Origin of the sequence: Kitasatospora sp. NPDC004615, assembly GCF_042873545.1 — a bacterium.
Classification (GTDB): Bacteria; Actinomycetota; Actinomycetes; order Streptomycetales; family Streptomycetaceae; genus Kitasatospora.
Genome location: NZ_JBIALQ010000002.1, coordinates 55,448 through 81,917 on the forward strand (window position 1 = coordinate 55,448; position 26,470 = coordinate 81,917).

Annotated in this window: 21 protein-coding genes and 1 pseudogene; 4 read left to right on the forward strand and 18 right to left on the reverse strand. The window is 73.4% G+C overall.

The features are described 5' to 3' along the window. Nucleotides 1–7: 7 nt before the first annotated feature. The 5 genes from ACFYS8_RS07195 to ACFYS8_RS07215 all read right to left on the reverse strand — a co-directional run bounded on the left by ACFYS8_RS07195 (nt 8) and on the right by ACFYS8_RS07215 (nt 5,180). Nucleotides 8–1,246, reverse strand: coding sequence for a ketosynthase chain-length factor (locus tag ACFYS8_RS07195; RefSeq protein WP_387637020.1), 1,239 nt, complete (start codon nt 1,244–1,246; stop codon nt 8–10). After that, nucleotides 1,243–2,511 (reverse strand): beta-ketoacyl-[acyl-carrier-protein] synthase family protein, encoded by a 1,269-nt coding sequence (locus tag ACFYS8_RS07200; protein WP_387637022.1) that lies wholly within the window; start codon nt 2,509–2,511, stop codon nt 1,243–1,245. The genes ACFYS8_RS07195 and ACFYS8_RS07200 overlap by 4 nt, the downstream gene beginning before the upstream one ends. Nucleotides 2,512–2,705: 194 nt before the next feature. Continuing rightward, entirely contained in the window at nt 2,706–3,467 is a 762-nt protein-coding gene (locus ACFYS8_RS07205; RefSeq protein ID WP_387637024.1) for a thioesterase II family protein, read from the reverse strand. Then, the gene (locus ACFYS8_RS07210) at nt 3,464–4,234 is read right to left on the reverse strand and encodes a cyclase family protein (protein WP_387638824.1); all 771 of its coding nucleotides are present in this window, start codon (nt 4,232–4,234) and stop codon (nt 3,464–3,466) included. The genes ACFYS8_RS07205 and ACFYS8_RS07210 overlap by 4 nt, the downstream gene beginning before the upstream one ends. A gap of 127 nt (nt 4,235–4,361) precedes the next feature. Continuing rightward, nucleotides 4,362–5,180 (reverse strand): BTAD domain-containing putative transcriptional regulator, encoded by an 819-nt coding sequence (locus ACFYS8_RS07215; RefSeq protein ID WP_387637026.1) that lies wholly within the window; start codon nt 5,178–5,180, stop codon nt 4,362–4,364. Between the two features lie 278 nt (nt 5,181–5,458). On the opposite strand from ACFYS8_RS07215, the gene ACFYS8_RS07220 reads away from it, so the two are divergent. From ACFYS8_RS07220 to ACFYS8_RS07235, 4 genes are all read left to right on the forward strand, one after another. Continuing rightward, a complete protein-coding gene (locus ACFYS8_RS07220; RefSeq protein WP_387637028.1) occupies nt 5,459–5,629 on the forward strand; it encodes a hypothetical protein in 171 nt (56 codons plus the stop codon). Then, nucleotides 5,626–7,902, forward strand: coding sequence for a TOMM precursor leader peptide-binding protein (locus tag ACFYS8_RS07225; protein WP_387637031.1), 2,277 nt, complete (start codon nt 5,626–5,628; stop codon nt 7,900–7,902). The genes ACFYS8_RS07220 and ACFYS8_RS07225 overlap by 4 nt, the downstream gene beginning before the upstream one ends. 31 nt (nt 7,903–7,933) lie before the next feature. Continuing rightward, the gene (locus ACFYS8_RS07230) at nt 7,934–9,394 is read left to right on the forward strand and encodes a SagB family peptide dehydrogenase (protein ID WP_387637034.1); all 1,461 of its coding nucleotides are present in this window, start codon (nt 7,934–7,936) and stop codon (nt 9,392–9,394) included. Between the two features lie 63 nt (nt 9,395–9,457). Next, nucleotides 9,458–10,681 carry a sensor histidine kinase gene (locus ACFYS8_RS07235; RefSeq protein WP_387637037.1) on the forward strand — a complete coding sequence of 408 codons (1,224 nt, stop codon included), beginning with the start codon at nt 9,458–9,460 and terminating at the stop codon, nt 10,679–10,681. Nucleotides 10,682–10,703: 22 nt separating this feature from the next. On the opposite strand, the gene ACFYS8_RS07240 is transcribed toward ACFYS8_RS07235, so the two are convergent. The 13 genes and pseudogenes from ACFYS8_RS07240 to ACFYS8_RS07300 all read right to left on the reverse strand — a co-directional run bounded on the left by ACFYS8_RS07240 (nt 10,704) and on the right by ACFYS8_RS07300 (nt 26,140). Then, a complete protein-coding gene (locus ACFYS8_RS07240; RefSeq protein WP_387637039.1) occupies nt 10,704–11,309 on the reverse strand; it encodes a DNA-binding response regulator in 606 nt (201 codons plus the stop codon). A 109-nt stretch (nt 11,310–11,418) separates the two neighbouring features. Continuing rightward, a complete protein-coding gene (locus ACFYS8_RS07245; protein WP_387637042.1) occupies nt 11,419–12,264 on the reverse strand; it encodes a 4'-phosphopantetheinyl transferase family protein in 846 nt (281 codons plus the stop codon). Continuing rightward, a complete protein-coding gene (locus ACFYS8_RS07250) occupies nt 12,261–14,012 on the reverse strand; it encodes an acyl-CoA dehydrogenase (RefSeq protein ID WP_387637045.1) in 1,752 nt (583 codons plus the stop codon). Before ACFYS8_RS07250 ends, ACFYS8_RS07245 begins: the two co-directional genes overlap by 4 nt. Then, a complete protein-coding gene (locus ACFYS8_RS07255) occupies nt 14,009–15,715 on the reverse strand; it encodes a fatty acyl-AMP ligase (protein WP_387637047.1) in 1,707 nt (568 codons plus the stop codon). The genes ACFYS8_RS07250 and ACFYS8_RS07255 overlap by 4 nt, the downstream gene beginning before the upstream one ends. Before the next feature lie 122 nt (nt 15,716–15,837). Continuing rightward, nucleotides 15,838–16,143 carry a DUF6059 family protein gene (locus ACFYS8_RS07260; RefSeq protein ID WP_387637050.1) on the reverse strand — a complete coding sequence of 102 codons (306 nt, stop codon included), beginning with the start codon at nt 16,141–16,143 and terminating at the stop codon, nt 15,838–15,840. Between the two features lie 169 nt (nt 16,144–16,312). Continuing rightward, nucleotides 16,313–17,812, reverse strand: a complete 1,500-nt coding sequence (gatB, locus tag ACFYS8_RS07265; protein WP_387637053.1) for an Asp-tRNA(Asn)/Glu-tRNA(Gln) amidotransferase subunit GatB — start codon at nt 17,810–17,812, stop codon at nt 16,313–16,315. A 27-nt stretch (nt 17,813–17,839) separates the two neighbouring features. Beyond that, the gene (locus ACFYS8_RS07270) at nt 17,840–18,079 is read right to left on the reverse strand and encodes a hypothetical protein (RefSeq protein ID WP_387637056.1); all 240 of its coding nucleotides are present in this window, start codon (nt 18,077–18,079) and stop codon (nt 17,840–17,842) included. Then, nucleotides 18,076–19,569, reverse strand: coding sequence for an Asp-tRNA(Asn)/Glu-tRNA(Gln) amidotransferase subunit GatA (gatA, locus tag ACFYS8_RS07275; RefSeq protein WP_387637059.1), 1,494 nt, complete (start codon nt 19,567–19,569; stop codon nt 18,076–18,078). The genes ACFYS8_RS07270 and gatA overlap by 4 nt, the downstream gene beginning before the upstream one ends. A 5-nt stretch (nt 19,570–19,574) precedes the next feature. Then, the gene (gene gatC, locus ACFYS8_RS07280; RefSeq protein ID WP_035866399.1) at nt 19,575–19,871 is read right to left on the reverse strand and encodes an Asp-tRNA(Asn)/Glu-tRNA(Gln) amidotransferase subunit GatC; all 297 of its coding nucleotides are present in this window, start codon (nt 19,869–19,871) and stop codon (nt 19,575–19,577) included. A gap of 222 nt (nt 19,872–20,093) precedes the next feature. Beyond that, nucleotides 20,094–21,581: pseudogene (locus ACFYS8_RS07285) on the reverse strand (putative bifunctional diguanylate cyclase/phosphodiesterase); the annotation flags it as partial. 358 nt (nt 21,582–21,939) lie between these two features. After that, nucleotides 21,940–24,276, reverse strand: coding sequence for an NAD-dependent DNA ligase LigA (gene ligA, locus ACFYS8_RS07290; RefSeq protein ID WP_387637062.1), 2,337 nt, complete (start codon nt 24,274–24,276; stop codon nt 21,940–21,942). Continuing rightward, nucleotides 24,273–25,244 carry a methionine synthase gene (locus tag ACFYS8_RS07295; RefSeq protein ID WP_387638826.1) on the reverse strand — a complete coding sequence of 324 codons (972 nt, stop codon included), beginning with the start codon at nt 25,242–25,244 and terminating at the stop codon, nt 24,273–24,275. The genes ligA and ACFYS8_RS07295 overlap by 4 nt, the downstream gene beginning before the upstream one ends. An 83-nt stretch (nt 25,245–25,327) precedes the next feature. After that, on the reverse strand, nt 25,328–26,140 hold the full coding sequence (locus ACFYS8_RS07300; protein WP_387637065.1) for an alpha/beta fold hydrolase: 813 nt from the start codon (nt 26,138–26,140) through the stop codon (nt 25,328–25,330). Nucleotides 26,141–26,470 lie beyond the last annotated feature (330 nt).

Genomic DNA, 26,470 nt, shown 5'->3' on the forward strand with positions numbered 1-26,470 from the left:
GGGAGGTTCAGGCGGTGACGACGGCGGCGGAGTTGAAGCCGCCGGCGCCGCGGGCGAGGACGAGGGCGGTGCGGACCGTCGCGGGTCGGGCCGTGCCGAGGACGAGGTCGAGGTCGAGGCCGTCCGCGACGTGTTCGACGTTGACGGTGGGTGGGATGACCTGGTCCCGGAGGGTGAGCAGCGCGGCGGCCAGGTCGAGCGAGCCGCCGCCGGCGTAGAGGCGTCCGGTCATGGTCTTGGGGGCGGTGACGGGGACGCCGCGCGGCCCGAAGACGGCGCGCAGCGCGTCGGCCTCCTGCCGGTCGGGTTCGGTCGTGCCGGCGGCGTCGGCGAACACCACGTCCACCTGGTCGGGGGTCACCCCGGCCTCGGCAAGCGCGAGCAAGATCGTGCGTCGCAGCCCGGGTTCGAGCCCGCTGCCGGGCCGCGGGTCGAAGGTCGCGGCGTATCCGGCGAGTTGCCCGTAGACGGTGGCGCCGCGTTCCCGCGCCGATTCGGCGTTCTCGAGGATCAGGATCGCCCCGCCCTCCCCGGCCACGTATCCGGCCGCGTCGGGCGAGAACGGCAGGTAGGCGCGGGCGGGGTCGGTCGCGGTGGAGAGCCGGCCGCCGGCGAGTTGCGCGGCCCAGCCCCAGGGGCAGATGGAGCCGTCGACGCCGCCGGTGACGATGACCCGGCTGCCCTTGCGGAGCTGGCGGCGGGCCTGGGCGACGGCGTCGATGCCGCCGGCCTGCTCGCTGACCAGGACGCCGCTGGGGCCGCGCAGTCCGTGCCGGATGGAGATCTGGCCGGTGTTGACGGCGTAGAACCAGGCGAAGGACTGGTACGCGCTGACGTGCTTGCCGCCTCTGCTCCACAGCGCTTCCAGTTCGCGCTGGCCGAATTCGAAGCCGCCGGCGGAGGCGGCGGTGACCACGCCCGCGGCGTATTCGGGGAGTTGTTCGAGGTCGAGGCCGGCGTGGCCGATGGCTTCCTGGGCGGCGACCAGGGCGAGCCGGGTCATGTGGTCGGTCTGCGGGAGCAGTCGGCCGGGGATGTGTTCGGCGGGTGCGAAGCCGGGGACTTCGCCGGCCAGGGTGGCCGGGTACTGGGCGGCGTCGAACCGCTGGACGGGGCGGATGCCGCTGCGGCCTTCGAGGGTGGCCTGCCACCAGGCGTCGGTGCCGAGGCCGTTGGGGGCGGCCACGCCGATGCCGGTGAACACGGCCGTGGCAGTCCCAGTACGTTCCAGCAGGTCGCTGCTCATGCGGTCCTCCGCTCGGGTCGGGTGAGCACCATGGCGCTCTGGAAGCCGCCGAAGCCGCTGCCGACGCTCAGCACGGTGTCGATCTTCCGCTCGCGGGCGGTGAGGGGGGTGTAGTCGAGGTCGCACTCGGGGTCGGGCTCGTGCAGGTTGGCGGTGGGGGGCACGACGCCGTGTTCGATGGCGAGGGCGCTGGCGGCGATCTCCAGCGAGCCGATGGCGCCCAGCGAGTGACCGATCATCGACTTGATGGAGCTGACGGGGGTGGCGTACGCGTGGTCGCCGAGGCTGCGCTTGAACGCGGCGGTCTCGTGGCGGTCGTTCTGCTTGGTGCCGGAGCCGTGCGCGTTGATGTAGTCGACGGCGGTGCCGGGCAGCCGGGCCTCGTCGAGGGCGACCCGGATGGACTCGGCCATCTCCTTGCCGTCGGGCCGCAGTCCGGTCATGTGGTACGCGTTGGAGCGGGTGGCGAATCCGGCGATCTCGGCGTAGATGTGGGCGCCGCGGCGGCGGGCGGCGCCGAGTTCCTCCAGGACGAAGATCGCGGAGCCTTCGCCGAGCACGAAGCCGTTGCGGGTGCGGTCGAACGGCCGGGAGGCGTGCTCGGGGTCGTCGTTGCGCGGGGAGGTGGCCTTGATGGCGTCGAAGCAGGCGACCGAGATCGGCGAGATGGGGGCCTCGGTGGCGCCGGCGATCATCACGTCGGCGCTGCCTTCGCGGATGAGTTCGACGGCGTGGCCGACGGCGTCCAGGCCGGAGGTGCAGCCGGTGGAGACGACTCCGGCGGGGCCCTGCGCGCCGACGCTCCAGGCGACCTCGGCGGCGAACGAACTGGGCACGAAGTAGTCGAACAGGTGCGGGACGGCGTAGCGGTGGTCGACCAGCCAGCCACGGCCGCCGTCGCTGACCACGTTGTACTCGGTGTCCAGGCCCATGGTGGCGCCGACCGCGCTGCCGACGGTGACGCCGGTGCGGAACGGGTCGAGCGCGGCCAGGTCGAGTCCGCTGTCGGCGACCGCTTCGCGGGCGCTGACCACGGCGAACTGGGCCGCCCGGTCCATCCGGCGGATCTCCTGCGGGCTCAGCCCGGCGGCGACCGGGTCGAAGTCGGCCTCGGCGGCGATCCGCGAGCGGAACGAAGAGGCGTCGAAGAGCGAGATCGCCCTGGTCGCGGTCCGGCCGTCGGTGAGCAGCGACCAGAATTCCTTGCTGCCGACCCCGCCGGGGGCGACCACGCCGATCCCGGTGATGACCACTCGCCGGCTCATGGCCGCCTCCCCTTAGTCCTGTTCAACGCCGTTCCTTCCTCTTGTGGTTCTGCGGTTTCGCCGCTCGTGGTTCCGCGGTCGCGCCGCGTTCGCCGGTGGCCTGCGCCGCCGTCCGCGGTCGCGCCGCGTTCGCCGGTGGCCTGCGTCGCCGTCCGCGGTCGCGCCGCGTTCGCCGGTAGCCTGCGGCGGCGTCCTCAAGCCGCGCTCGACGCCGGGCGGGGCAGCGCTCGCGACCCGGCCCGCGGGCCGTCGAGTTGCTCGGCGAGCAGCCGCGGCGCGGCCCGTTCCCGGACGAAGAAGTGGCCGCCGGGGACGGTGCGCAGCTCGAAGCCGCCCGGCGCGTACCGGGCCCACTGCGAGACCCCGGACAGCGGGGCGATCGGGTCGCCCTCGCCGGCCACCGCCAGCACCCGGGTGTGCAGCGGCTCGCCGCCGCGTTCGCAGATCGCCCGGCCCAGGTACAGGTCGTCGCGGAGCGCGGGCAGCACCCGGCGCCGCCACAGTCCGGTCGCCTCGTCCTCCTCGACGGCGCCGGGCGGCAGTACTCCGTATCCGACCAGCCGGCGCAGCAGTTCGGGGTCGGGCAGGGCGGCGGCGGCGAGCACCGGCGAGCGCAGGTGCGGGGGCAGCACGGCGCCGAGCGCGACCAGTTCGGGTTGCGGGCCGCCGGAGCGTTGGCGGGCGGCGGCCCAGGCGTGTGCGACCAGTCCGCCCAGGCTGTGGCCGTAGAGAGCGAACGGGCGGTCGAGCAACGGTTCGATCAGGGAGTCGAGTTCGGCGATCAGCCGGTCGGGGTCGGTGATCCGCCGTTCCCTGATCCGCGGGCCGCGCCCGGGCAGCAGCAGCGGCACCACGTCGGCGGAGGGGCCGATGACGGACTGCCAGCGGGCGAAGGCGGAGATCCCGGCCCCGGCGTGGTGGAAGCAGATCAGCCGGGGTGGCGGGGTGCCGCTCACTCCTCGACCAGGGCGACGGCGCGGGTCCAGCCCGCTCCGGCGCCGGCGATCTTGACCGGGAAGCAGGAGACGGTGAAGCCGTGTCCGGGCAGCTGGTCCAGGTTGGTGAGCCGTTCGACCTGGCAGTACTCGCGGCGCCGCCCGGCGAAGTGGGCGGGCCACAGTACGGACTTGTCGCCGGTCTCCTGGTAGCTGCGGATCATGTGCCCGAACGGGGCGTCCAGGCTCCAGGCGTCGGTGCCGATCACCCGGACCCCGAGGTCGAGCAGGTGGTCGGTGGCCGGGCCGTCGAGTCCGGCGAAATCGGTGAAGTACCGCGGGGTACCGGCGTGCCTCGAGGCGCCGGTGTACAGCAGCACGATGTCCATCGGCGCGGGCCGGTGGCCGAGTTCGGCGAAGGCCTTCTCGATCCGTTCGACGCCGATCACCCCGATCCCGACGTCGGAGACGTCGAGCACCAGGGCCGGCCGCAGGAACCAGTCCAACGGCATGGCGTCGATGTGGCGGGGCGTCCCGTAGTCGCCGACCGAGCCGTAGTGCGACGGCGCGTCGACGTGGGTGCCGGTGTGGCTGGTGAGGGTGAGTGTGTCCAGGGACAGCAGCTCACCGCCGGGCAGGTCGGCCGGGTCGAAGTCGAGGCCGAAGTGCAGGCGCATCTCGTCGGCCATGTGACGGGCGCCCTCGGCGGGCGTCATGATCTCGTGGACGATCGGGTCCGGCTCCCAGCCGGCCGCGTCCACCGGTGACGACAGGTCGATGATCCGCAAGTTCTCCCCCACGGTCGGGTGCGGGGTTCCGCGCCAGGTGGGCGGCGGAACGCGTGGGAGCACTGTGCGGTCGCCGCCTCGAACCTCGTTCGAGGCGGGGCAGGGCGGCGCTGGGGCCGCCGGGCCGTCAGGCGGCGAACAGGTCGAGGACCGGGGTGCGGCGGCCGGACCGTCCGTCGAGGGCTGGGTCGGCGGCCAGCATCGCCTGCTGGAGCTTGCGCACCCGCGGCGACGGTTCCAGGCCGAGTTCCTCCACCAGGCGCCCCCGCAGCCCCTGGTAGACCTCCAGCGCCTGCCACTGCCGGCCGGACCGGTACAGCGCGACCATGGCCTGGGCGTGCAGCCCCTCGTGCAGGGGGTGGCGGACCGTCAGTCCGGTGAGTTCGGCGACCAGGTCGGCGTGCCGGTCGAGCCGCAGGTCGGCCTCGATGCGGCGCTCCAGCACCCGCAGCCGGCTCTCCTCCAGCCGGGCCAGTTCGATGTCCAGGATCGGCCCGACCTTGACGTCCACCAGTGCGGGGCCGCGCCACAGCGCCAGCGCCTCGCGGTAGATCTCGGCGGCGGTCTCGTCGTCGCCGGCGTCGGTGGTGTCCCGGCCGAGTTCGGCGAGCCGGTCGTACTCGTGCACGTCGACGGCGCCGGGCTGGACCTCCAGCAGGTAGCCGCCGTGCCGGGTGACCAGGATGTCCTTGGCCCCGCAGGGGGCGTCCGGGCCGAGCGCCTGACCGAGCAGCCGGCGCAGGTGGAGGATGTACGTCTGGAGGGTGGTGAGGGCGCTGCGCGGGGCGTCCATGCCCCACAGCTCCTCCAGCAGGGTCGGCACCGGGACGACCTGGTTGGCGTACAGCGCGAGCAGCGCGAGGATCTGCCGGGGCTTGCCGGCGCTCGGCACGATGGAGCTGCGCCGCGTCTCGGCGCTCAGCGGGCCGAGCACTCTGATGTCCATGAGGGTTCCTCCCGTGGATGGACCCGTCCGGCAACTGCCGGGACGCGTCTGGGGGATGCGGGACCGGAGCGGTTCCGCTGCCGTCATCAGGCTCCCTCGGCCGCCTCCGCGGCGGCCAGTGCCAGGCTCCCGAGCGGGGCATGCGTTTCGGCACCCGGCGACCGTGAATCCTTCACATCCGGCTCGTGAGGCTGGCACTGGTCGCCCCCCGGCCGCCGCCAGGAGACTTCTGGTCACATCGAGCGAACAGCGACTCGAACTCGACCACGGGAGAGACCATGGGCCCCCACGCCAGTGTCATCGGTCAGGACGACGACCTCTTCATCGAGGATCTGAGCCAGCACTCCTCCGCCGCCCGGCCGACCGGCCCCGGCATCTTCTGCTTCTGCCGCGCCGCCGACGCCTACCTGACCGCCCCGGCCGAGGCCACCTCCGGACGCCTGGCGTGAGCGACCTCCTCGACCCGGCCGGCCCCGGCCCGTTCCTCGCCTTCCGGCCGCACCTGAGCGTGCAGCAGGTTCCCGGCGAGGCGGTCTACCTGATCTCGGACCAGCAGGTCACCGCGCTGCACGGAGCGCAGATCGCCCGGCTGGCACCGCTGTTGGACGGGACGAGGAGTCTGCACGACCTCCAGCGGGAGACCGCCGGTCAGCTCGGCGCGGAGCAGACCGCCGCTCTGGTCGCCAAACTGCGCCGGGCCGGGCTGGTGTCCGAACGCCCGGCCGGGCCGGCCACCGCCCAGCACGGCTACTGGTCGGCCGCCGGGCAGGACGAACTCGCGGCGGGCGAGCGGCTCGGCGCGGCCACCGTACGGGCGATCGGCCCGGACGGCGCCGACCGGCCCGAGCTGCGCGGCGCGCTCGACGCCGCGGGCCTGCACACCGTCACCGACGGCCTCCGCGCCGACCTGACGGTGGTGCTCTGCGAGGACTACCTGGACCCGGCGCTCGGCGCGATCGACGCCGCGCACCGGGCTGCCGGCCGGCCCTGGCTGCCGGTCCGGGCGAACGGCGTGGAGTCCTGGATCGGCCCGTTCTTCGGGCCCGACGGGGCGTGCTGGAGCTGCCTGGCCGACCGGCTGTGGTGCGGCCGGCAGGTCGAGGCGCACGTCCAGCGCACCCTGGAGCGCACCGGCCCGGCCCCGCGCCGCGCCTGCTCGCTGCCCGCGGCCCGCACCGCGGCGCTGCAACTGTCCGCGCTGGAGGCCACCAAGTGGCTGGCCGGCCACCGGTATCCGGGCCAGCGGCAGCTGTGGACGCTGGACTCGCTCACCCTGGACGGCCGCCGGCACCCCGTCACCCGCCGCCCGGAGTGCCCGCAGTGCGGCGACCCCGGACTGGTCGCCGCACGCATCAACGCACCCGTGGTGCTGCGTTCGCGGCCCAAGGCGCAGACCGACGGCGGCGGGCACCGGGCGCTGACGCTGGAACAGATGATGGAGCGCTACGGCCACCACGTCGATCCGCTGACCGGCCTGGTCAAGGAGATCCGCCGCGACCCGCGCGGTCCCGCCGAGCTGAACTGCTTCCACGCCGGGCTGAACCCGGTGGGCGGCGCCGCCGGCCTGGCCTCGGTCCGCGCCGGGCTGCGCGCCAACGCCTCCGGCAAGGGCCAGACCGCCCTGCAGGCCGAGGTCGGCGCGCTCGCCGAGTCGCTGGAGCGGCACTCCGGCCACCTGCAGGGCGGCGAGCCGATCGTCCGCGGCCGCTACCGGGAGCTGGCGGCGGACGCCGTCCACCCCGACACCGTCCAGCTGTTCGACCCGCGGCAGTTCGCCGGCCGCGAGGAGTGGAACGCCCGGGCGGGCGCCTTCCACCAGATCGCCGACCCGTTCGACGAGAACGACCCGATCGACTGGCTGCCGGTGTGGTCGCTGACCGAGCAGCGGCAGAAGCTGATGCCCGCCGCACTCCTCTACTACAACGCCCCGCAGCAGCGCGGCCGCCGCTACTGCCTGGCCAACTCCAACGGCGCGGCGGCCGGCGGCACCCTGGAGGACGCCGTCCTGCAGGGCTTCCTGGAACTGGTGGAACGCGACGCCATCGCGCTGTGGTGGTACAACCGCACCGCGCAGCCCGGCATCGACCTGGACGCCTGCCCCGACCCGTGGGTCGCCCGGCTGCGCGACCTGCACGCCTCGCTGCACCGCGAGGTGTGGGCGATCGAGCTCACCTCCGACCTGGGCATCCCGGTGGTCGCGGCGTTCTCCCGCCGCACCGACAAGCCGGCCGAGGACATCATGCCCGGCTTCGGCGCCCACCTGGACCCGGCGATCGCCCTGCGCCGCGCCCTCGCCGAGGTCAACCAGCTGCTGCCGAACGTGGTGGACGCCCGCGCCGACGGCACCGGCTACGGCTTCACCGACCCGCAGGCGATGGACTGGATGCGCACCGCGAAGGTCGCCGAACTCCCGTACCTGCTGCCCGACCCGGCCCGCCCGGCCGGCCGCCCGGCCCCCGCCGCCCTCGGCCCGCACGACGACCTGCGCGACGACGTCACGGCCGCCGAGCAGCTGGTCCGCCGGGCCGGAATGGAACTGCTGGTGCTCGACCAGACCCGCCCGGAGGCCGGCCTGCCGGTCGCCAAGGTCGTGGTGCCGGGCCTGCGCCCGCACTGGAACCGGTTCGCCCCCGGCCGCCTGTTCGACGTGCCGGTGCGACTGGGCCGCCTCACCGCGCCCACCCCGTACCACCTGCTCAACCCCGTACCGCTGTTCGTCTGAACAGCGCCCCGCTCACCGTGCTGGATGACTGATGCGTATCGAATGCCTGGCCGCCCCGCAGCTCAACGAGCTGTGGTCGCTGCGCGAGGACACCCTGGTCGACCCGGACGACGGGCCGGACGGCACCCTCACCGTCCAGACCCGCTGGGGGCCGGTGTACTTCGAGAACCCCGACCCGGTGCTGCGGACCGCACTGGAGCGGATGACGCTCGGCCCGGTGTCACTGAGCAACGTGCTGCCGGGCTTCCCCGGCCTGGAGGACCTCGACCGGCCCGAGGCCCACTCCCCCGAGGTGGCCGCGCTGCTGCGCGGGCTGCGCCGGATCCGCCACTGCCTGGTGCGCACCCTGGCGCTCGGCGGCACCCCGCTGCTGAGCGTCGTCCCGCTGGCCCGCGACACCTGGTTCGTCCCGCAGCCGGTGCCCGAGGACCGGCCGTGCCGGCTGTCCCGGTTCGCGGTGCTGCGCTGGGCCGAGGGCGGGCTGCGCCTGGAGTCGCCGCTCGCCCACCACCGGGTGCAGCTGCACCGCCCCGAGATGGTGCAGCTGCTGGGCCTGCTGTCCGGCGGCGACCGGCCGGTGGGCCTGCAGCTCGACCAGGAGGTGACCGAGGCCGCGATCGGCTACCTGCTGGCCTCCCGGATCGCGGTCGCCGCCGAGCACCCCGCCGTCGGCGCCGACGCGCCCCGGTACGCCGAGGACGACGACCCGACGCTGGCCGGCTGGTCCGCCGACGACATGATGGTGCACGCCCGCAGCCGGCTCGGCCGCAGCGACGGCGCGTTCGGCGCGACCTTCGCCCACCTGGGCCGGATGCCCGCCGAGCCGGCCGTCAAGCCGCTCGGCGCCCGCACCGCCGTCCCGCTGCCCCGCCCCGACCTCGGCGAACTGCGCACCTCCGACGAGCCGTTCAGCTCGGTGCTGGAACGCCGCCGCTCGCTGCGCCGGTACGGCCCGGCACCGCTGAGCACCCGTCAGATCGGCGAACTGCTGTTCCGGGCCTGCCGGATCCGCGAGGGCGCCGACCGGGACGGGCGGCCGTACCCGAGCATGGGCTCGGTGTACGCCCTGGAGCTGTACCTGGTGGCCGGCCCGGACACCGAACTGCCGCCCGGCGTCTACCACTACGACCCGCTCGGCCACCTGCTGGAGCCGCTGGACGCGCCCGCCGCCGAGACCGCCGAGCTGCGGGAGGCCGCCCAGGCCACGCTGGCCGCCGACGGGCCGCCGCCGCTGCTGCTGGTGATCACCGCCCGCTTCCGGCGAGCCACCCAGGCCTTCAGCGGCATCGCCTACACCAGCCTGATGAAGGACGTCGGCGTGCTGATGCAGAACCTCTACCTGGTGTCGACCGCGATGGGCCTGGCCCCGTGCGCGCTCGCCTCCGGCAACTCGGACACCGCCGCCCGCGCCTTCGGACTGGACTGGGCCGTCGAGTCGAGCGTCGGAGAGTTCGTGGTCGGTACGAGCCCGCCGGCAGCAGACCTGGGCTAGGCATGTCCCGTACGATCCGGGAGCAGCGGCAAGCGGGAAACGTACGAGTCCGAGGGGGAAATCGTGAACGATGAGGCTTCATGGCCGAAACCCGACCCGGGCGGCAACCAGCTGGCACCGAAGGCCGCGGTGACGATCACCGCCCTGGTGTTCCTCGGCTACACCGGAGTGGCGACCAGTTACGTCCTCGCACTGCACCCCAGCGGCCTGCTGCTGTCCGGCACGCTGGCCCTGCTGGCGCTGCTGCTGGGCATCCAACTGGTGCATTCCTTCCCGCGGTTGGTCCCCTCGCTGGCCAGGCGCTGGCCGGTGACGCTGGCCGTGCAGGCGGTGATCACCTACGTGCCGTTCTGCTGGCTGGGCCCGCTGTGGATCGGCATCCCGAGCTTCCTGGCCGGATCGATGCTGCTGCTGTTGCGGCCGGTGGTGGCCTGGCCCGGGTTCGTCGGCGTGGTGGTGGGCAGCAACGTGCTGATGCTGCTGATGGGTGACCCGGTCGGTGAGACCTTCTACATCTCGGTCGCCACGGTCACCAACGGCCTGGTGATCTTCGGACTGTCCCGCCTGACCGACCTGGTGATCGAGGTGCACCGCTCGCGCGCCGAACTCGCCAACCTGGCGGTGGCGCAGGAGCGTCTGCGGTTCGCCCGCGACCTGCACGACCTGCTCGGCTACAGCCTCTCCGCGATCACCCTCAAGTGTGAACTCGCGTACCGGCTGGTGCCAGGCCAGCACGAGCTGGCACAGCAGGAGTTGACGGAGATTCTGCAGACGGCCCGTCAAGCCCTGTCGGACGTCCGGGCGGTGGCCCGCGGCTACCGGGAGATGTCGCTCAGCGCGGAGGTGGAGAGCGCCAAGGCGATGCTGGCCACGCTCGGGGTGCGCTGCACCGCCCGGCTGGACTTCGGGCTGCTGCCGCAGCAGGTCGAGACGGTGCTGGCGACGGTGCTGCGCGAGGGACTGACCAACATGCTGCGGCACAGCAAGGTCGAGCAGTGCGAGATCTCGGCGGTCCGCGAGGGCCGGATCGTCCGGTTCCGGCTGGCCAACGACGGCGTCGGGCGCACCGTGCCCGGGCAGCCGCCGCTGGTGCGGGACACCGGCGGCGGCAGCGGCATCGGCAACCTCACCACTCGGGCGCGCGAGCTCGGCGGCACGCTGACCGCGGGCCCGCACGGCACCGGCTGGTTCGTGGTGGAGGCCGCGATCGACCTGGACGCGGCGACGCTGGCGCTGTCGGGCTCCGGCGGCACCGGCCGCCGGAACGCGCCCGCCCAGGCGGCCTGAGCGGGCGCGTTCCGGCGAACCGTCAGAGCCAGCCGGCGTCCCGGGCGATCCGGATCGCGTCCACCCGGTTGCGGGCGTTCAACTTGCCGACCACGGTGGTCAGATAGTTGCGGACGGTCCCGGCGGACAGGAACAGCCGGGCGGCGATCTGCCCGGCCTCCATGCCGTCCGCGGCGAGCCGGAGCACCTCCAGCTCGCGGCAGGTGAGCGGCGAGGGCTCGGAGTCGAGCGCGGCGACCGCCAGCGCCGGGTCGATCGCCCGCCCGCCGGCCGCCACCGTCCGGATGGCGGCGGCCAGTTGGCCCGGTTCGATGTCCTTCAGCAGGAACCCGGCGACGTGCGCGGCCATGGCCCGGCGCAGATTGCCGGGCCGGCCGAGACTGGTGAGGATCAGCGTCCGGCAGGCCGGCACTTCCCTGGCCAGTTCTCCGGCCGCGGTGATGCCGTCCATTCCCGGCAGGTCGATGTCGAGCACGGCGACGTCCGGCGCGCTCTCTTTCGCCCGGGCCACCACCTCCGCTCCGGACCCGGTCTCCGCCACCACGTCCAGGTCGGGTTCCAGCTGTAGTAGCGCGACCAGGGCTCTGCGCAGCACCTGCATGTCCTCCGCCAACAGCACGCGAATCATTGGCTTGCCCCCGTTATTTCCACAGACTTGACACACGATCAGGCTGAACAATAACGATCTCAGCGCAGCTTGTGATCTTCTGGGGCAAACGGATTTTCAGGGTCCGCGGCTACCGGGCACCGGCCTTCAACAGGTTCACCACCTCCGCGAGGAAGCCGCCGTCGAGCATGGTGGAGACCGCGGTGTCCGCCACCGCCTGATGCCCGGCGTCGTGACAGGCGATGCTCACCAGGTAGCCGCGTTTGAGGGCATACGTACCGAACGTCCACTCGCCGAACCCGGCCGCCGCACCGTCCGGGGTGTGCAGGGCCGTCCCCGGGCCGGAACCGAACTCGGCGAACCCGAACTCGGTGAAGCCCAGCCGCATGCCCTGCCCGAGCGCCTTCGTGTACGCCTCCTTCAGCGTCCACAGCCGCAGCAGCTGCTTCTCCTGCCGCCGCGCCGGCAGCCCGCCCAGCCAGCCCCGCTCGGCGGGCGTGCACAGCAGGCGCCGCATGTCCTGGTAGCGGACCTTGCGGTCGGCCAGTTCGGTGTCCACCCCGATCCGGCCGCGCCGGCTCAGCCCCACCACGATCAGGTCCCGGGTGTGGCTGATGCTGACGTCGATCTGGTCGCAGCCCCGCAGGTACGGCCGGCCGCCGGGCTTGTAGCCCAGCTCCACCGCGTCCGGCGGCACCTGCAACGCGGCCCCCGCCGCGTACCTGACGAGCAGCCGGGACGCCGCGAACCGCTCCCGGGTGCGGACCTGCTCCAGCGAACTGAGCCGCTGCCAGTCGCGGTTGCCGAGGAACTGCCGCAGGTCCGGCTCGGCCAGCACCGCGTCCTGCCACTGCTCGGTGTAGGCGTACACCACCGCGTGCCCGTGCCAGGCCATCGCCTGCCGCACCTGCAGCCACTTGGCGCCCGGCCCGGGCATCAGCAGTGGCGCGTTCACCGCCTCCTGATAGCTCGTCACTGCGCCCCTCCTCCGGCCGGCGGCGTGTCGTACAGGTCCAGGGAGCGCCCGCCGGCCACCCGCTCCAGCACCTCGTCGTGCACCCGCCGCACGCAGTCCGCGGACGGCGGCGGAACCGGCAGGCCGAGCCGGCGGGCCAGCCGGGACAGCGCCAGCGCCGGCCACGCCGGGTCGGCCGGGAAACCGCCCCCGCCCCGCCGGGCCTCCCAGCCGCCGAGCGCCGCCCCCGCCGCCGCCAGCAGCGCGTACCGCTCCACCAGCGCGCACCAGGACGGGCTGGCCAGGGCGGCGGCGCTGTCCGCGGGCAGCGCCAGCGCCCGCTCCCGCACCGCCGACAGCTCCTCGGCCAGCACCCCGGCCAGTTCGGCCAGGGCCGCCCCGTCCGGCCCCGCGGGCGGGCGGGCGCGCAGCCGGGCCGCCGCGCCCGTCAGCGTGGCCGCCAGGAAGTCGGTGCCGCCGGCCACCCCGAGCCCGCCCAGGTCGAGCGGCGGCAGCGGCTCCTCCCAGGCGTACAGCGCGGCCGGCGGCTCGTCCGCCCGCAGCCAGGACTCCCGGGCCAGCAGCGGCAGTTGCGGGATCAGCACGGCCTGGCAGGCGGCCGTCCCGACGTGCCCGAGGCTGGCCGCCGGCAGGTCCCGCAGCAGCTTCTGCAGGCTGCCGGGCCCGCCCGCCCGGTCGTACCCGGCCGCGCCGAGCACCGTGGACAGCTCCTCCACGTCCTCCTGCAACAGGTCGGGCACCAGGTACTTCACGGCCGCCGCACCCAGGTGGGCGCTGTCCGGCAGCAGGTGCAGGGCCCGCAGCACGGCGGTGGCCATCGCGTCGCACACCAGCAGATCGGCGAACACCCCTGCCAGCAGCGCCCGGTGGCGCGGCCCGCTGGCCGCCCGGGCGGCGGCCCGCAGCACCGTGTCGGCGGCGGCGACCACCACCGCCGGGATCAGCGTCCGGTTCAGCTGGAAGGTGCGCAGCGCCAGCCGGACGCCTTCGCCGTCCGGTCCGACCCGCGCGTCCTCGGGCACCGGGAGGTCGGTGAACTCCAGCCCCGCGAACCGGCAGCCGCGCAGGCCCGTACTGATCCGCCGCGGCAGCACCGTCAGCGCGCCGCCGGCCTCCGCCGGGTCCACCAGCAGCACCGAGTGACTGCCGCCCTGCTGCCCGGTGCGGGCGTACACCACCACCGCACCGGCCCGGTCGGCGTTGATCACCACGTCCTTGCGCCCGCGCAGCAGGTACCCGTCGCCGTCCGCGACGGCCCTGAACTCCCCCTGCCACATCGCGTTGCCGTGCGCCAGCGAGTGGTGCGCGATCGCCACCGGCCGCCCGTCCAGCAGCAGCCGGGCCAGCCGGCGCCGCTGCCCCGGGCTGCCGGCCGCCCACACCGGGGCGGCGGCGAACAGCGAGGTGATCCCGTGCCCGAATCCCAGCGAGACGTCCCGCCGGAACACCGGCCGCAGCACCCGCGCCAGCACGTCGGCCCGCTCGAAGCGCCCGCCGAGCTCCACCGGCACCAGCTCGGCCCCGAACCCGCCCTCGTGCAGCACGGCCACCGCGCCCTCGGCGGGCTCGGCCCGCTCGTCGGCGGCCAGCAGCGCCCGGAACCCGGCCGGATTCTCCGGGTCGTCGGGATCCCCGAGCCGCCGCTCCCACTCCGCGACGCGCTCCCGGACCCGTTGCTCGGTGACGCCCACCGGGCCCGCGGCGACGGCGAGTTCGGCCCACTCGTCCTGCTGCTCGATCACGTTCACCGGACCACCTCCCGGGGCGGCGCCGGCAGCGTCTCGTCGAGTTCGGCGTACACCGGTCGCAGGTCTCCGCGCAGGAACAGTTGCCGCATCGTCGAGCGCCGGACCTTGCCGCTGGTGGTGCGGCGCACCGAGCCGGGGCGGACCAGCAGCACGCCGGCCGGCCGGGCGCCGAACTCGTCGGCCAGGCAGCCGCGCACCCGCGCGGCCAGCGCCGCCAGCGCGGCCTGGTCGCGGCCGGGGTGCCGGACCTCCTGGACGACGACCAGCCGGTCGGGCTGGTCGGCGCCGAACACCACGGCGGAGGCCAGGCGTTCGCCGCAGTCGATCAGGCGGCGTTCCATCTCCTGGGGGTGGACGCTCTGCCCGGCCACCACCACGGTGTCCTTGAGCCGTCCGGTCAGGTACAGCTCGCCGTCGCTGAGGACGCCGAGGTCACCGGTGCGCAGGAAGCCGCGGGCGCCGTCGGCGGTGACGGCGCCGAACACCTCGGCGGTCTCCAGCGGCCGCTGCCAGTAGCCGGCGGCGACGGCCGCCCCGCGCACCCACACCTCGCCCTCGGCGCCGTCGGGCAACTCGGCCCGGGAAGCCGGGTCGACGATCCGCACCTCGCCACCGCGCGGACGGCCGCAGCTGACCACCCGCCGGCCGTCGCCCGCGCCCACCGGCAGCCCGGTCCGGACCGCGACCGGGCCGCCGCCGGTGGTGCTGACCAGCAGGGTGGCCTCGGCCAGCCCGTACCCGGCGACCATCGCCCCGGGCCGCAGCCCGGCCGCGGCGAACCGCCCGGCGAACGCCTCCACGGTGGCGGCGGACACCGGCTCGGCGGCGTTCACGGCGGTCTCCCAGCGCGACAGGTCGAGTCCGGCGAGTTCCGCGTCGGTGACCTCGGCGGCGCACCGGGCGTACGCCGAGTCGGGGGCCGCGGCCACCGTCACGCCGTACCGGTCGATCGCCTCCAGCCAGCGCGCCGGACGGCCCAGGAACAGCCGGGGCGGCATCAGCACGGCGGTCGCGCCCAGCCACAGCGGGTGCAGCAACTGCCCGATCAGGCCCAGGTCGTGGTAGCAGGGCAGCCAGCCGCCGATCCGCGAACCGGCGTGGGTGCCGAGCGCCTGCTGGATCTCCCGCATGGTGGCCAGCAGGTTGGCGTGGGTGACCTGGACGCCGCGCGGGGCGGCGGTGGTGCCGGAGGTGTACTGGATCAGCGCGACCGCCTCCGGGCCGAGCCGGGCCAGCTGCCACCCGTCCGCCGCCGGCAGCGCCGTGTCGACGGCCAGGCAGAGCACCGCGCCGCGCCCCGCGTCGGACAGCCGGCGCGAGACGTCCGCGGCGTGCCGGGCGACGGTGAGCACCACGGCCGCGCCGGTCTCCCGGGCGATCGCGGTGGTCCGCTCGGCGGCGGCCGCGGACGTCGACGGCGGCGGGACGGGCACCGCGACGGCGCCCGCGTACAGGCAGGCCACCACCGCGACGGCGAGGTCGACGCCGGTCTCCAGCGCCACCAGCACCGGCCGGCCGGTCACCTGGCGTTCCGTCAGCCATTGGCCCAACTCGCGGGCCCGACGGTCGAGTTCGCCGTAGCTCGCGGCGCGCGCACCGGGAGCGGGATCGTGTGGATCGCCCGGTTCGAGGACCGCAGGGTCGGCGGCCGCACGGGCGAACCGCTCGGCCAGGGCCTCGGTCAGAGTCGCCGGCTCCCGCATTCCGCACCTCCGGGGTTTCCGCGCCCGGCCCGCTCGTCGGGCGGCGCTGCGTCCAGTCTCCGGTGGGCCGCTCAACCGCCTCTTGAAGCCCGCTCTCCTCCGGCTCGGCCGCTCCCGCACGGTCATCGCCGCACCCCGTCACCGGGCAGCAGCCGCCTCAGGTGCAGCAGTTCGGACCGCAGCTCGAGTTCGACCGCGCTCAGCGGAACGTCCGGGATCAGCTGCTCGGGGTGCCCGGGCGGCGGCGGCAGCAGCGTGATCGGCGGCTCCAGCGGCCACGGCCGCTCCACCGGCCGCCCCAGCAGCATCGCCTCGTACCGGGACGCCGCCGTACAGAGATACATGTCGCCGAGCAGCGACAGTCCCCACAGCAGCCGTCTCACGGCCGCCCCCAGCAGCCTCCGTCCCGAACGGGTCACCCCGGCCATTACTCCACCTCGCTTCGTCTCCGGCGTATCGCGGTGGGCAGGATCCGGCCGACGGCTGGAGCGCCGCTCGAACCGCGCCGGAGAACGAACCGTGCCGAAAACCGACGGTGCCGGAGAACGACGGTGCCCGCCCCCGGTTCGGGGACGGGCACCGTACGGAGCAGCAGCCTCAGGCCAGCTTCTCCAGGATCAGGTCCTTGACCTTCGCCGCGTCGGCCTGCCCGCGGGTGGCCTTCATGACGGCGCCGACCAGCGCGCCGACCGCCTGCACCTTGCCGTCGCGGATCTTCGCGGCGACGTCGGGGTTGTCGGCGATCGCCTGGTCGACGGCCGCGCCGAGCGCCGAGTCGTCCGAGACCACGGCCAGGCCGCGCTTCTCGACGACCTGGTCCGGCTCGCCCTCGCCGGCGAGGACGCCCTCGATGACCTGGCGGGCCAGCTTGTCGTTCAGCTTGCCCTCGGCGACCAGCGCGCAGACCCGGGCCACCTGCGCCGGGGTGATCGGCTGCTCGGACAGCTCGGTGCCGGTCTCGTTGGCGCGCCGCGCCAGCTCGCCCATCCACCACTTGCGGGCCTGGTCGGCGGGGGCGCCGGCCGCGATGGTCTCGGTGATCGGCTCGACCGCGCCGGCGTTCAGCACCGACTGCATGTCCTGGTCGTTCAGACCCCACTCGGCCTGCAGCCGGGCCCGGCGGACCCGCGGCAGCTCGGGCAGTTCGGCCCGCAGCTCCTCGACCCACTCACGGGCCGGGGCGACGGGGACCAGGTCGGGCTCCGGGAAGTACCGGTAGTCCTCGGCGTTGTCCTTGATCCGGCCGGCCGTGGTGGAGCCGTCCTCCTCGTGGAAGTGCCGGGTCTCCTGGACGATCGTCCCGCCGTCGGTCAGCACGGTGGCGTGGCGCATGATCTCGAACCGGGCGGCCCGCTCCACGCTGCGCAGCGAGTTGACGTTCTTGGTCTCGCTGCGGGTGCCGAACTTCTCGGTGCCGTTGGGGCGCAGCGACAGGTTGACGTCGCAGCGCATCTGGCCCTTGTCCATCCGGGCCTCGGAGACGCCCAGCGCCTTGATCAGCTCGCGCAGCTCGGCGACGTACGCCTTCGCGACCTCGGGGGCCCGGTGGCCCGCGCCCTCGATCGGCTTGGTGACGATCTCGATCAGCGGGATGCCGGCCCGGTTGTAGTCGAGCAGCGAGTACTCGGCGCCGTGGATGCGGCCGGTCGCGCCACCGACGTGGGTGGACTTGCCGGTGTCCTCCTCCATGTGGGCGCGCTCGATCTCCACGCGGAAGACCTCGCCGTCCTCCAGCTGCACGTCGAGGTAGCCGTTGAAGGCGATCGGCTCGTCGTACTGGCTGGTCTGGAAGTTCTTCGGCATGTCCGGGTAGAAGTAGTTCTTCCGGGCGAACCGGCACCACTCCGCGATCTCGCAGTTCAGCGCGAGACCGATCCGGATCGCCGACTCCACACCGACCGCGTTGACCACCGGCAGCGAGCCGGGCAGGCCGAGGCAGGTCGGGCAGGTCTGCGAGTTCGGTTCCGCGCCCAGCTCGGTGGAGCAGCCGCAGAACATCTTGGTCTTGGTACCCAGCTCGACGTGGACCTCAAGGCCCATCACCGGGTCGTACGAGGCGAGTGCCTCCTCGTAGGAGACCAGGCTCATGACGCTCACAGCGTCCCTTCTTCAGTCATGGGAGGTTCAGCCGAGCAGGACGTCGTCGTCGCCGAGACGCTTGAGCTCGCGGACGAGGAGCGCGGTCCCGGTGATCAGGGCGGCGGCCCCGACCACGGCGTTGATCAGCTTGAGGGTGTCGTTGTCCTCACGGGCGTGGCGGATGTCCTTGACGATGGAGATCGCCCCGAACGCGCTTCCGCCGATGGACAGCCACAGGCCGGGCTTCGAGTGCTTCCAGCCCTTGGCCTTCTCGATCTTGCTCATAGTGCCGGTGCCTCCTCCAGCAGGGTGTGACCCCACTTGTCGTTGAGCGCGGCCTCGACGGCGCCGCCCACGCGGTAGAGGCGGTCGTCCGCCATCGCGGGGGCGATGATCTGCAGGCCGACCGGGAGATTGTCCTCCGGGGCGAGCCCGCAGGGCAGCGACATGGCCGCGTTGCCCGCCAGGTTCGAGGGGATGGTGCACAGGTCGGCGAGGTACATCGCCATCGGGTCGTCCGCCCGCTCGCCGATCGGGAACGCGGTGGTCGGCGTGGTCGGGGAGATCAGCACGTCCACACCGGCGAACGCGGCGTCGAAGTCCCGGGAGATCAGCGTCCGGACCTTCTGCGCCGAGCCGTAGTAGGCGTCGTAGTAGCCGGAGGACAGCGCGTAGGTGCCGAGGATGATGCGGCGCTTGACCTCGTCACCGAAGCCGGCCTCACGGGTCAGCGCGGTGACCTGCTCGGCGGAGCGGTTGCCGTCGTCGCCGACCCGCAGGCCGTAGCGCATCGCGTCGAACCGGGCCAGGTTCGAGGAGCACTCGGACGGGGCGATCAGGTAGTACGCGGGCAGCGCCAGCGTGAACGACGGGCAGGACACCTCGACGACCTCGGCGCCCAGCTCGCGCAGCAGCTCCACCGACTCGTTGAAGCGCTGCATGACGCCGGGCTGGTAGCCCTCGCCGGCGAACTCCTTGACGATGCCGATCCGCATGCCGCGGATGTCACGCATCTTCGCGGCCTCGACGACGGCCGGCACCGGCGCGTCGATCGAGGTGGAGTCCAGCGGGTCGTGGCCGGCGATCGCCTCGTGCAGCAGCGCCGCGTCCAGCACGGTGCGGGCGCACGGGCCGCCCTGGTCCAGCGAGGACGAGAAGGCGACCAGGCCGTAGCGGGACACCGCGCCGTAGGTCGGCTTGACGCCGACGGTGCCGGTGACGGCGCCGGGCTGGCGGATCGAGCCGCCGGTGTCGGTGCCGATCGCCAGCGGCGCCTCGAACGCGGCGAGCGCCGCCGCGGAGCCGCCGCCGGAGCCGCCGGGGATCCGGGTCAGGTCCCACGGGTTGCCGGTCGGGCCGTACGCCGAGTTCTCGGTGGAGGAGCCCATCGCGAACTCGTCCATGTTGGTCTTGCCGAGGATGACGACGTCCGCGTCCTTCAGACGCCGCGTCAGCGTGGCGTCGTAGGGCGGGATCCAGCCCTCGAGCATCTTCGAACCGCAGGTGGTCGGGATGCCCTTGGTGGTGAAGACGTCCTTCAGCGCCAGCGGCACACCGGCCAGCGGGCTGAGCTGCTCGCCCTTGGCCCGCTTGTCGTCGACCTTGCGGGCGGCGGCCAGCGCGCCCTCGTTGTCGACGTGCAGGAAGGCGTTGACCTTCTTGTCGACGGCGTTGATGCGGTCCAGGTGGGCCTGCGCGACCTCGACGGCCGACACCTCGCCCTTGGCGATCGCGGAGGCCGTCTCGGCCGCCGTGTACTTGATCAGGTCGGTCATCTCGGTCAGTCCTCCCCGAGGATCTGCGGCACGCGGAAACGCTGGTCCTCACTCGCCGGGGCGCCGGACAGCGCCTGCTCCGGGGTCAGCGACTGTCGCACCTCGTCCGCCCGCATGACGTTGCTCAGCGGGAGCGGGTGGGAGGTCGGCGGGACGTCCTGCCCCGCGACCTCGGAAACGCGGGCGACCGCGCCGATGATCACGTCGAGCTGCTCGGCGAAGTGGTCCAACTCCTCCGCCTGCAACTCCAGACGCGACAGCCGGGCGAGGTGGGCGACCTCCTCGCGCGTGATGCCAGGCATGCAGCGATCCTCAAGGGTGAGTTCCGGTAGACCGGGCGGCCCTGGGCACACCCGTCCTTTTTGGTCTTGAGGGCCATCCTATGTGCCCCTTCAGGGGCGCGGGGAACTGCGCGAGGCGGAAGGGGACCGACAGCAAGGTCCGCCCGGGGACAGAACTCCCCTCCCCGGACGGACCCCGGACCTGATCACCTATCGCGGCAGCGAGGAAACCGCCCCCGTCCGCCGCACCTGCAGCCACGCCGTCGCCTGGTCGACCGGCAGCGCGGCCGACACCAGCCACCCCTGCACGGCGTCCACCCCGAGGTCGTGCAAGCGCTCCCAGGTCTCGTCGTCCTCGACGCCCTCGGCGACCACCGTCAGGCCCAGCGAGTGGGCGAGTTCGACGGAGCAGCGGACCACCGCCGCGTCGTGGTCGTCGGCGACCATCCGGGAGACGAACGAGCGGTCGATCTTCAGTTCGCCGACCGGGAGGCTGCGCAGCCGCACCAGTGAGGAGTGCCCGGTGCCGAAGTCGTCCAGCGACATCCGCACGCCGTAGCGGCGCAGTTCGGCCAGTGTGTCGGCGGCCCGCCGGCTGTCGTCGAGCAGCAGCCGTTCGGTGATCTCCAGTTGGAGCGCCTCGGCGGGGACCTGGTGCCGGGTGAGGTGTCCGGCGACCCGGGCGGCGAAACCCGGATTGAGGACGTCGCGCGGCGAGACGTTGACGGCGACCGGCACCATCAGGCCCTGGTGGCGCCAGCGGGCGATCTGCCCGACGGCGCTCTCCAGCACGTAGTCGGTGAGCCGGGGCATCAGGCCGGAGGACTCGGCGAGGCTGATGAACTCGTCGGGGGGCACCCGGCCCTGCCCGGGCCGTTCCCAGCGCACCAGCGCCTCCAGGCCGACCACCCGGCCGTCGAAGGCGACCTTCGGCTGGTAGTGCAGGGCGACCTCGTTCATCTCCAGCGCCCGCCGCAGGTCGCCGAGCAGGCCGATCCGGTACGGGGTCTCCAAGTCCCGTGCCTCGTCGTACAGTTCGACGCCGCTGCGGCTGTGCTGGGCGTGGCCCATCGCCACGTCGGCGCGCCGCAGAAGCGATTCTGCGTCCTGGGCGTGCGTCGGGTGCACACAGACCCCGGCACTGGCCTCCAGCACCAGCAGCAGCCCGTCCAGCCGGATCGGTGCGGCAAGTTCGGTGATCAGCGCCTTGGCGATCCGCTCCAGCAGTTCGGGACTGCCGACGCCGGGGAGCAGCACCGCGAACTCGTCGCCGCCCATCCGGGCCACCACCGGGCGTTCGCTGCGGCGGCGCACCTGCGGGGGCAGCACGGCGGTGTCCGGGCCCGGCGCGAAGCTGGGGCCGGAGCGCAGCGCCCGGTGCAGGCGGCGGGCGATGTGCACCAGCAGCCGGTCGCCGGCGGTGTGCCCGAGCGCGTCGTTCAGCGACCGGAAGCGGTCCAGGTCGAGCAGGATCAGGCCGACGCTGTAGCCGTCCTCGCCCTCGTGCGCGGCCAGCGCCTCCTGGGTGGCGATCAGCAGGGCCTGCCGGTTGGGCAGGTCGGTCAGCGGGTCGGTGAGCTGGTCCCTGGCCCGGTCCCGGGCGATCCGCCAGGCGGCGACCAGTACGGCCAGCGGAACCGCGAACAGCGGGAGCAGTTCGGGTTCGTAGCGGTACACCAGGACGGCCAGCGGGATCAGCGGCGCGGCCCCGGCCAGCAGGACGCCGAGCAGCAGCACCGCCCCCGCCATCCCCTGCGGCGGGCGTGTGGGCGCGCCGCCGGTCGTACGATCCATAAGCCCAGTCCTCCGTCGGGCCCGCCCCCGCTGGGCCGCCTCACGGTGAGGCACCCCCTCCTCGGGATGCCGGTGGACGTCAGACGAGGGCGTGTCCCCGGGGCTCCGGCAGAACCGGTGCCACACACTCCTGCTGACAGTTCGTAGCGCCCAGGGTAAGCCGGGGTCCGCCGTACGGGCGCACTTTCCGGTCACCTCCGAGCGCGACGTCATATCCGCGCGCTGCTCGATGACACAATGCCCGATTTCGCTCCCGAACACCCGACTGACGCGGCATCAGGACGGTAACGACCTGTCAGGAAACCTGCTCCTCCGGTACTTCTCCGGCATTTTCCCCACCGGCCTCGCCCTCTGCGCCGCCCCCCTCGACGTCCAGCCCGAGGTGCTTGCGGGCGGCGTCCGCGCCCTGCTCCAGCAGCACCGCGAACCCGGCGTCGTCCAGCACCGGGACGCCGAGCTGCACCGCCTTGTCGTACTTGGAGCCGGGGTTGTCGCCGACCACCACGAAGTGGGTCTTCTTCGACACCGATCCGGTCACCTTCGCGCCGCGCGAGGTCAGCGCCTCCTTCGCGCCGTCCCGGGTGTGCCCGGCGAGGGTGCCGGTGACCACCAACGTCAGCCCCTCCAGCGGGCGTTCGCCCTGCTCCTCGTCGGCCTCCTCGGTGAACCGCACGCCGGCGTCGCGCCACTTGCGGAGGATCTCGCAGTGCCACTCCTCCGCGTACCACTCCTTGATGGCCTTGGCGATGGTCGGCCCGACGCCCTCGACGGCGGCGAGTTCGGTCTCGTCGGCGGCGAAGATCCGGTCCAGGTCACGGAATTCGCGGGCCAGTTCCTGCGCGGCCACCGGACCGACGTGGCGGATCGACAGTCCGTTCAGGAAGCGCCACAGCGGGCGGTCCCTGGCCTTGTCCAGGTTGTCCAGCAGAACACCGGTGTTCTTCTTCGGGGCGCCGGCGGTGGTGGCGAAGAAGGACGTCCGCTTCTCCTTGCCGGTCTTGTCGTCCGGCTTGGGCATGCCGGTCTTCGGGTCGCGCACCAGCACCTTGATCGGCAGCAGCTGCTCCTCGGTCAGGCCGAAGATGTCGCCCTCGTCCTTGACCGGCGGGTCGGCGGGCTCCAGCGGCTGGGTGAGCGCGGTGGCCGCGACGTAGCCGAGGCCCTCGATGTCCAGGCACTGGCGGCCGCCGAGGAACGCGATCCGCTCGCGGATCTGCGCCGGGCAGTGCTGCGCGTTCGGGCAGCGCAGGTCGATGTCGCCCTCGGACATCGGGCGCAGCTCGCCGCCGCACTCCGGGCAGTGCGTGGGCATCTCGAACGCCCGCTCGCTGCCGTCGCGCAGGTCGTAGACCGGGCCGAGGATCTCCGGGATCACGTCACCGGCCTTGCGCAGCACGATGGTGTCGCCGAGCAGCACGTCCTTGGCCTTGACGATCTGCTGGTTGTGCAGCGTCGCGTACTGCACCATCGAGCCGGCCACCTTCACCGGCTCGGCCAGCACCGCGTACGGGGTGGCCCGGCCGGTGCGGCCGATGCCGATCTTGATCTCGGCGAGCTTGCCGGTGACCTCCTCCGGCGGGTACTTCCAGGCGATCGCCCAGCGCGGCGACTTGGAGGTGGAGCCGAGCCGGCCCTGCAGGGCGATCTCGTCGACCTTGACCACCACGCCGTCGATCTCGTGCTCGACGGAGTGCCGCTGCTCGCCGAAGTACTTGATGAACGCCCGCACTTCCTCGAGCGAGCCGACCACCTTGTTGTGCTTGGCGGTCGGCAGGCCCCAGTCGTGCAGCAGCTGGTAGGCGTGCGACTGGTTGTCGATGTCGAAGCCGACCCGGGCGCCGATGCCGTGCACCACCATCCGCAGCGGGCGGGCGGCGGTGACCAGCGGGTCCTTCTGCCGGAGCGAACCGGCGGCGGCGTTGCGCGGGTTCATGAACAGCCGGATCATCGCCCGCGGCCGCTTGCCCTCCTTGGCGCGCTCCTCGTTCTCCTGCCGGCGGCGCTCGTTCTCCTCGGCGAAGGAGGCGTTCAGCGCGTCGAACTCCTCGGTGGGGAAGTACACCTCGCCGCGGATCTCCACCAGCGCGGGGATGTTGTCGCCCTTGAGCCGGTGCGGGATGCCCTTGATGGTGCGGATGTTGGCGGTGATGTCGTCGCCCACCTGCCCGGTGCCGCGGGTCGCCGCGAGGACGAGGTCGCCGTTCTCGTACGTCAGGTTGACGGCCAGCCCGTCGACCTTGAGTTCGCACAGGTAGTGGTAGTCGATGCCGGACAGTTCGGTGGCGACCCGCTCGGCCCAGGCCGCCAACTCCTCGGCGTCCATCGCGTTGTCGAGGCTGAGCAGCCGTTCGCGGTGCACCACGGACGCGAACTGCTCGTTCGCCCCGCCGCCGACCTTCTGGGTCGGCGAGTCGGGCGTCACCAGCGCCGGGTGCTCGGCCTCCAGTGTCTCCAACTCGCGCATCAGGGCGTCGAATTCGGCGTCGCTGATGACCGGGGCGTCCTGGTCGTAGTACCGGGCCCGGTGCTCCTCGATCTCGGTCGCCAGTTCGGCGTGCCGGGTCCGCACCTCCGCCGGGATCTCCTCCCAGCCCTCCACAGCCGCCACCGCGCCGTCCTCCTCGCTCGTCACTCCGGGTTGTCCACCAGGCTCCGTGCCGCCCGCACCGCCGAGGCCAACGCCCGCCGCGCGTACACCGGGGACGCCCCCGCGAGCCCGCACGTCGGCGTCACCACCACCCGGCGGCCCAACAGCTCCGGGGCCAGCCCGAGCCTGCGCCACAACGTCCTGACACCCTGGACACTACCGGCCGGGTCTGACACGCCTTTTGATTGAACCGCAGTCGTGTCGGTGGAGGGCACCACACCGGCGAGGATCAGCGTCCCGCCCTCGACCGCCTCGCCCAGGTCGTCGTCGTCACGCTCCGTCAGGAACGAGAAGTCCAGGCTGATCCCGGCCGCACCGGCCCGGCGCAGCAAGGGAATCGGCACCTTCGGCGCGCAACTGTGCACCAGCACCGGCGTTTCCACGCCCCGGATCACCTCGCGCAGCGCCTGCTCGGCGAGTTGGCGGTCGATCGCGCGCAGCCGCTGGAAGCCGCTGGCGGTCTTCACCGAACCGGCGAGGACGGCGGGCAGCAGCGGCTCGTCCAGCTGCAGCACGATCGTCGCTCCCGGCACCCGGCGGCGGACGTCCTCCAGGTGACGGCGCAGGCCCTCGGTCAGCGACTCCGCGATGTCCCGGCAGGCGCCGGGGTCGCTGAGCGCCTTCTCGCCGTGCCGCAGCTCGATCGACCCGGCCAGCGTCCACGGCCCGACCGCCTGGATCTTCAGCAGCCCCTGGTAGCCCTGGGTGTACTCCTCCAGTGCGTCCAGGTCCTCGCCCAGCCAGGACCGGGCCCGCTTGGTGTCCCGCCCCGGGTGGTCGGTGAACCGCCACCCGCTCGGCTCGGTCTGCACGAACAGCTCGGTCAGCAGGCCCGCCCCGCGCCCGATCATGTCCGCACCGGGCCCGCGCCCGGGCAGCTCCGGCAGGTGCGGCAGCTGCTCCAGCTCGGCCATCACCCCCCGGACCATGTCCCGCACATCCCCACCGGGCATCGACCCCACCCCGGTCGCGGCCCCGGCCAGTTCTCCGAAAACGTCCACGTCAGTCACGGGACAGAGCCTACGCAGCCTTGCCCTCAGGCGGCGGCGAGGAAGCCGGTCAGGCTGCGCAGGTAGTCCTCGGGGTGCGAGACGTGCGGGACGTGGCCGGTTCCCTCCAGCGTCCTGACCTCGGCCCGGGGCAGCGCCTCGCCGAGCCGGGAGATGATGGCCGGGAACCACGGCGGGCTCTCGGTGCCGTTGGTCAGCAGGGCGGGGCCGGTGTAACCGGACAGCCCGGCGAGGTCGAGGAACAGCCAGTCGGGATCGGCCAGTTCGTCGAGGAAGGTGGGGGCGTTGGTGACCAGGGTGTCCCGGAGCCAGTCCGGGAGCTGCTCCCAGTTCCCGGGGCCGAGGGCGACCTCCTCGACGAACTGCTCCGCACCCGCGAGGTTCTCGCCCGCGCGCAGATGCGCGCGAACGGACTCCAGCTTCTCCCCCATGGCTCGCATCAGCGGCCGGAGGTCCGGATCCTCGCCCACGATCCCCATCAGCGGGGGCTCGTGCGCCACCAGGCTCCGGAACAGCTCAGGACGCCTCGCCGCCAGGCCCAGCGCCGTCGAGGCCCCGAAGGAGTTGCCGGCGACGTGCGCCGGCGCCAGGTCGAACGCCTCGATCAGCGCGGCGAGGTCCTGCTCGTCCTCGGTCCGGGTCCCCTGCCCGGCGGGACGTTCGCTCTGGCTGTGCCCCCGCCGGTCGTAGGCCAGCACGCGGTACCGCTCGGCGAGGTCGGGCACCACGGCGCCCCACGTGACATGGTCGGTCCAGGACCCGTGGACCAGCACCAGCGGATCGCCGTCCCCCGCCAGCTCGTAGTAGAGACCGACACCGTTCACCCGGGCCAGAGGCATGCGACCGCTCCTCACCTGGTGGAGCCGCGACCACGGCCCCGTCCCTCCAGTGGACCGCAGCCGCGCTCCCCCGGCTACTGGCCGGGGCGGACGGTGATCGCCGCGTCGAGCGGCAGGTCGAGCGCGGCGGAGGCGCCGTCTGCTGGCCGTTCTGGTTGGACACCGTGCAGCGGCGTACTGTCGCACGCATGGCGAGCGATCACCTTGGGTGGCCGTCATCGAGGCCAGCGGCTTCGCCGTGGACGGCGAGCTGTGGGCCATGTCCGCCGACTGCTCCGAGGGCAGCGGTGGCGATGGCAGCGACACCAGCGGGAGCGGCAGTTGCAGCCA

What these genes read in the sequence shown, in the direction of transcription:
- ACFYS8_RS07270 (WP_387637056.1), bottom strand. Translation starts at nt 18,079, where the DNA reads ATGAGCAAGATCGAGAAGGCCAAGGGCTGGAAGCACTCGAAGCCCGGC.
- ACFYS8_RS07300 (WP_387637065.1), bottom strand. Translation starts at nt 26,140, where the DNA reads ATGCCTCTGGCCCGGGTGAACGGTGTCGGTCTCTACTACGAGCTGGCG.
- ACFYS8_RS07230 (WP_387637034.1), top strand. Translation starts at nt 7,934, where the DNA reads ATGCGTATCGAATGCCTGGCCGCCCCGCAGCTCAACGAGCTGTGGTCG.
- ACFYS8_RS07195 (WP_387637020.1), bottom strand. Translation starts at nt 1,246, where the DNA reads ATGAGCAGCGACCTGCTGGAACGTACTGGGACTGCCACGGCCGTGTTC.
- ACFYS8_RS07255 (WP_387637047.1), bottom strand. Translation starts at nt 15,715, where the DNA reads ATGCGGGAGCCGGCGACTCTGACCGAGGCCCTGGCCGAGCGGTTCGCC.
- ACFYS8_RS07260 (WP_387637050.1), bottom strand. Translation starts at nt 16,143, where the DNA reads ATGGCCGGGGTGACCCGTTCGGGACGGAGGCTGCTGGGGGCGGCCGTG.
- gatA (WP_387637059.1), bottom strand. Translation starts at nt 19,569, where the DNA reads ATGACCGACCTGATCAAGTACACGGCGGCCGAGACGGCCTCCGCGATC.
- ACFYS8_RS07215 (WP_387637026.1), bottom strand. Translation starts at nt 5,180, where the DNA reads ATGGACATCAGAGTGCTCGGCCCGCTGAGCGCCGAGACGCGGCGCAGC.
- ACFYS8_RS07220 (WP_387637028.1), top strand. Translation starts at nt 5,459, where the DNA reads ATGGGCCCCCACGCCAGTGTCATCGGTCAGGACGACGACCTCTTCATC.
- ACFYS8_RS07200 (WP_387637022.1), bottom strand. Translation starts at nt 2,511, where the DNA reads ATGAGCCGGCGAGTGGTCATCACCGGGATCGGCGTGGTCGCCCCCGGC.
- ACFYS8_RS07295 (WP_387638826.1), bottom strand. Translation starts at nt 25,244, where the DNA reads ATGCCCGGTGGGGATGTGCGGGACATGGTCCGGGGGGTGATGGCCGAG.
- gatC (WP_035866399.1), bottom strand. Translation starts at nt 19,871, where the DNA reads ATGCCTGGCATCACGCGCGAGGAGGTCGCCCACCTCGCCCGGCTGTCG.
- ACFYS8_RS07240 (WP_387637039.1), bottom strand. Translation starts at nt 11,309, where the DNA reads ATGATTCGCGTGCTGTTGGCGGAGGACATGCAGGTGCTGCGCAGAGCC.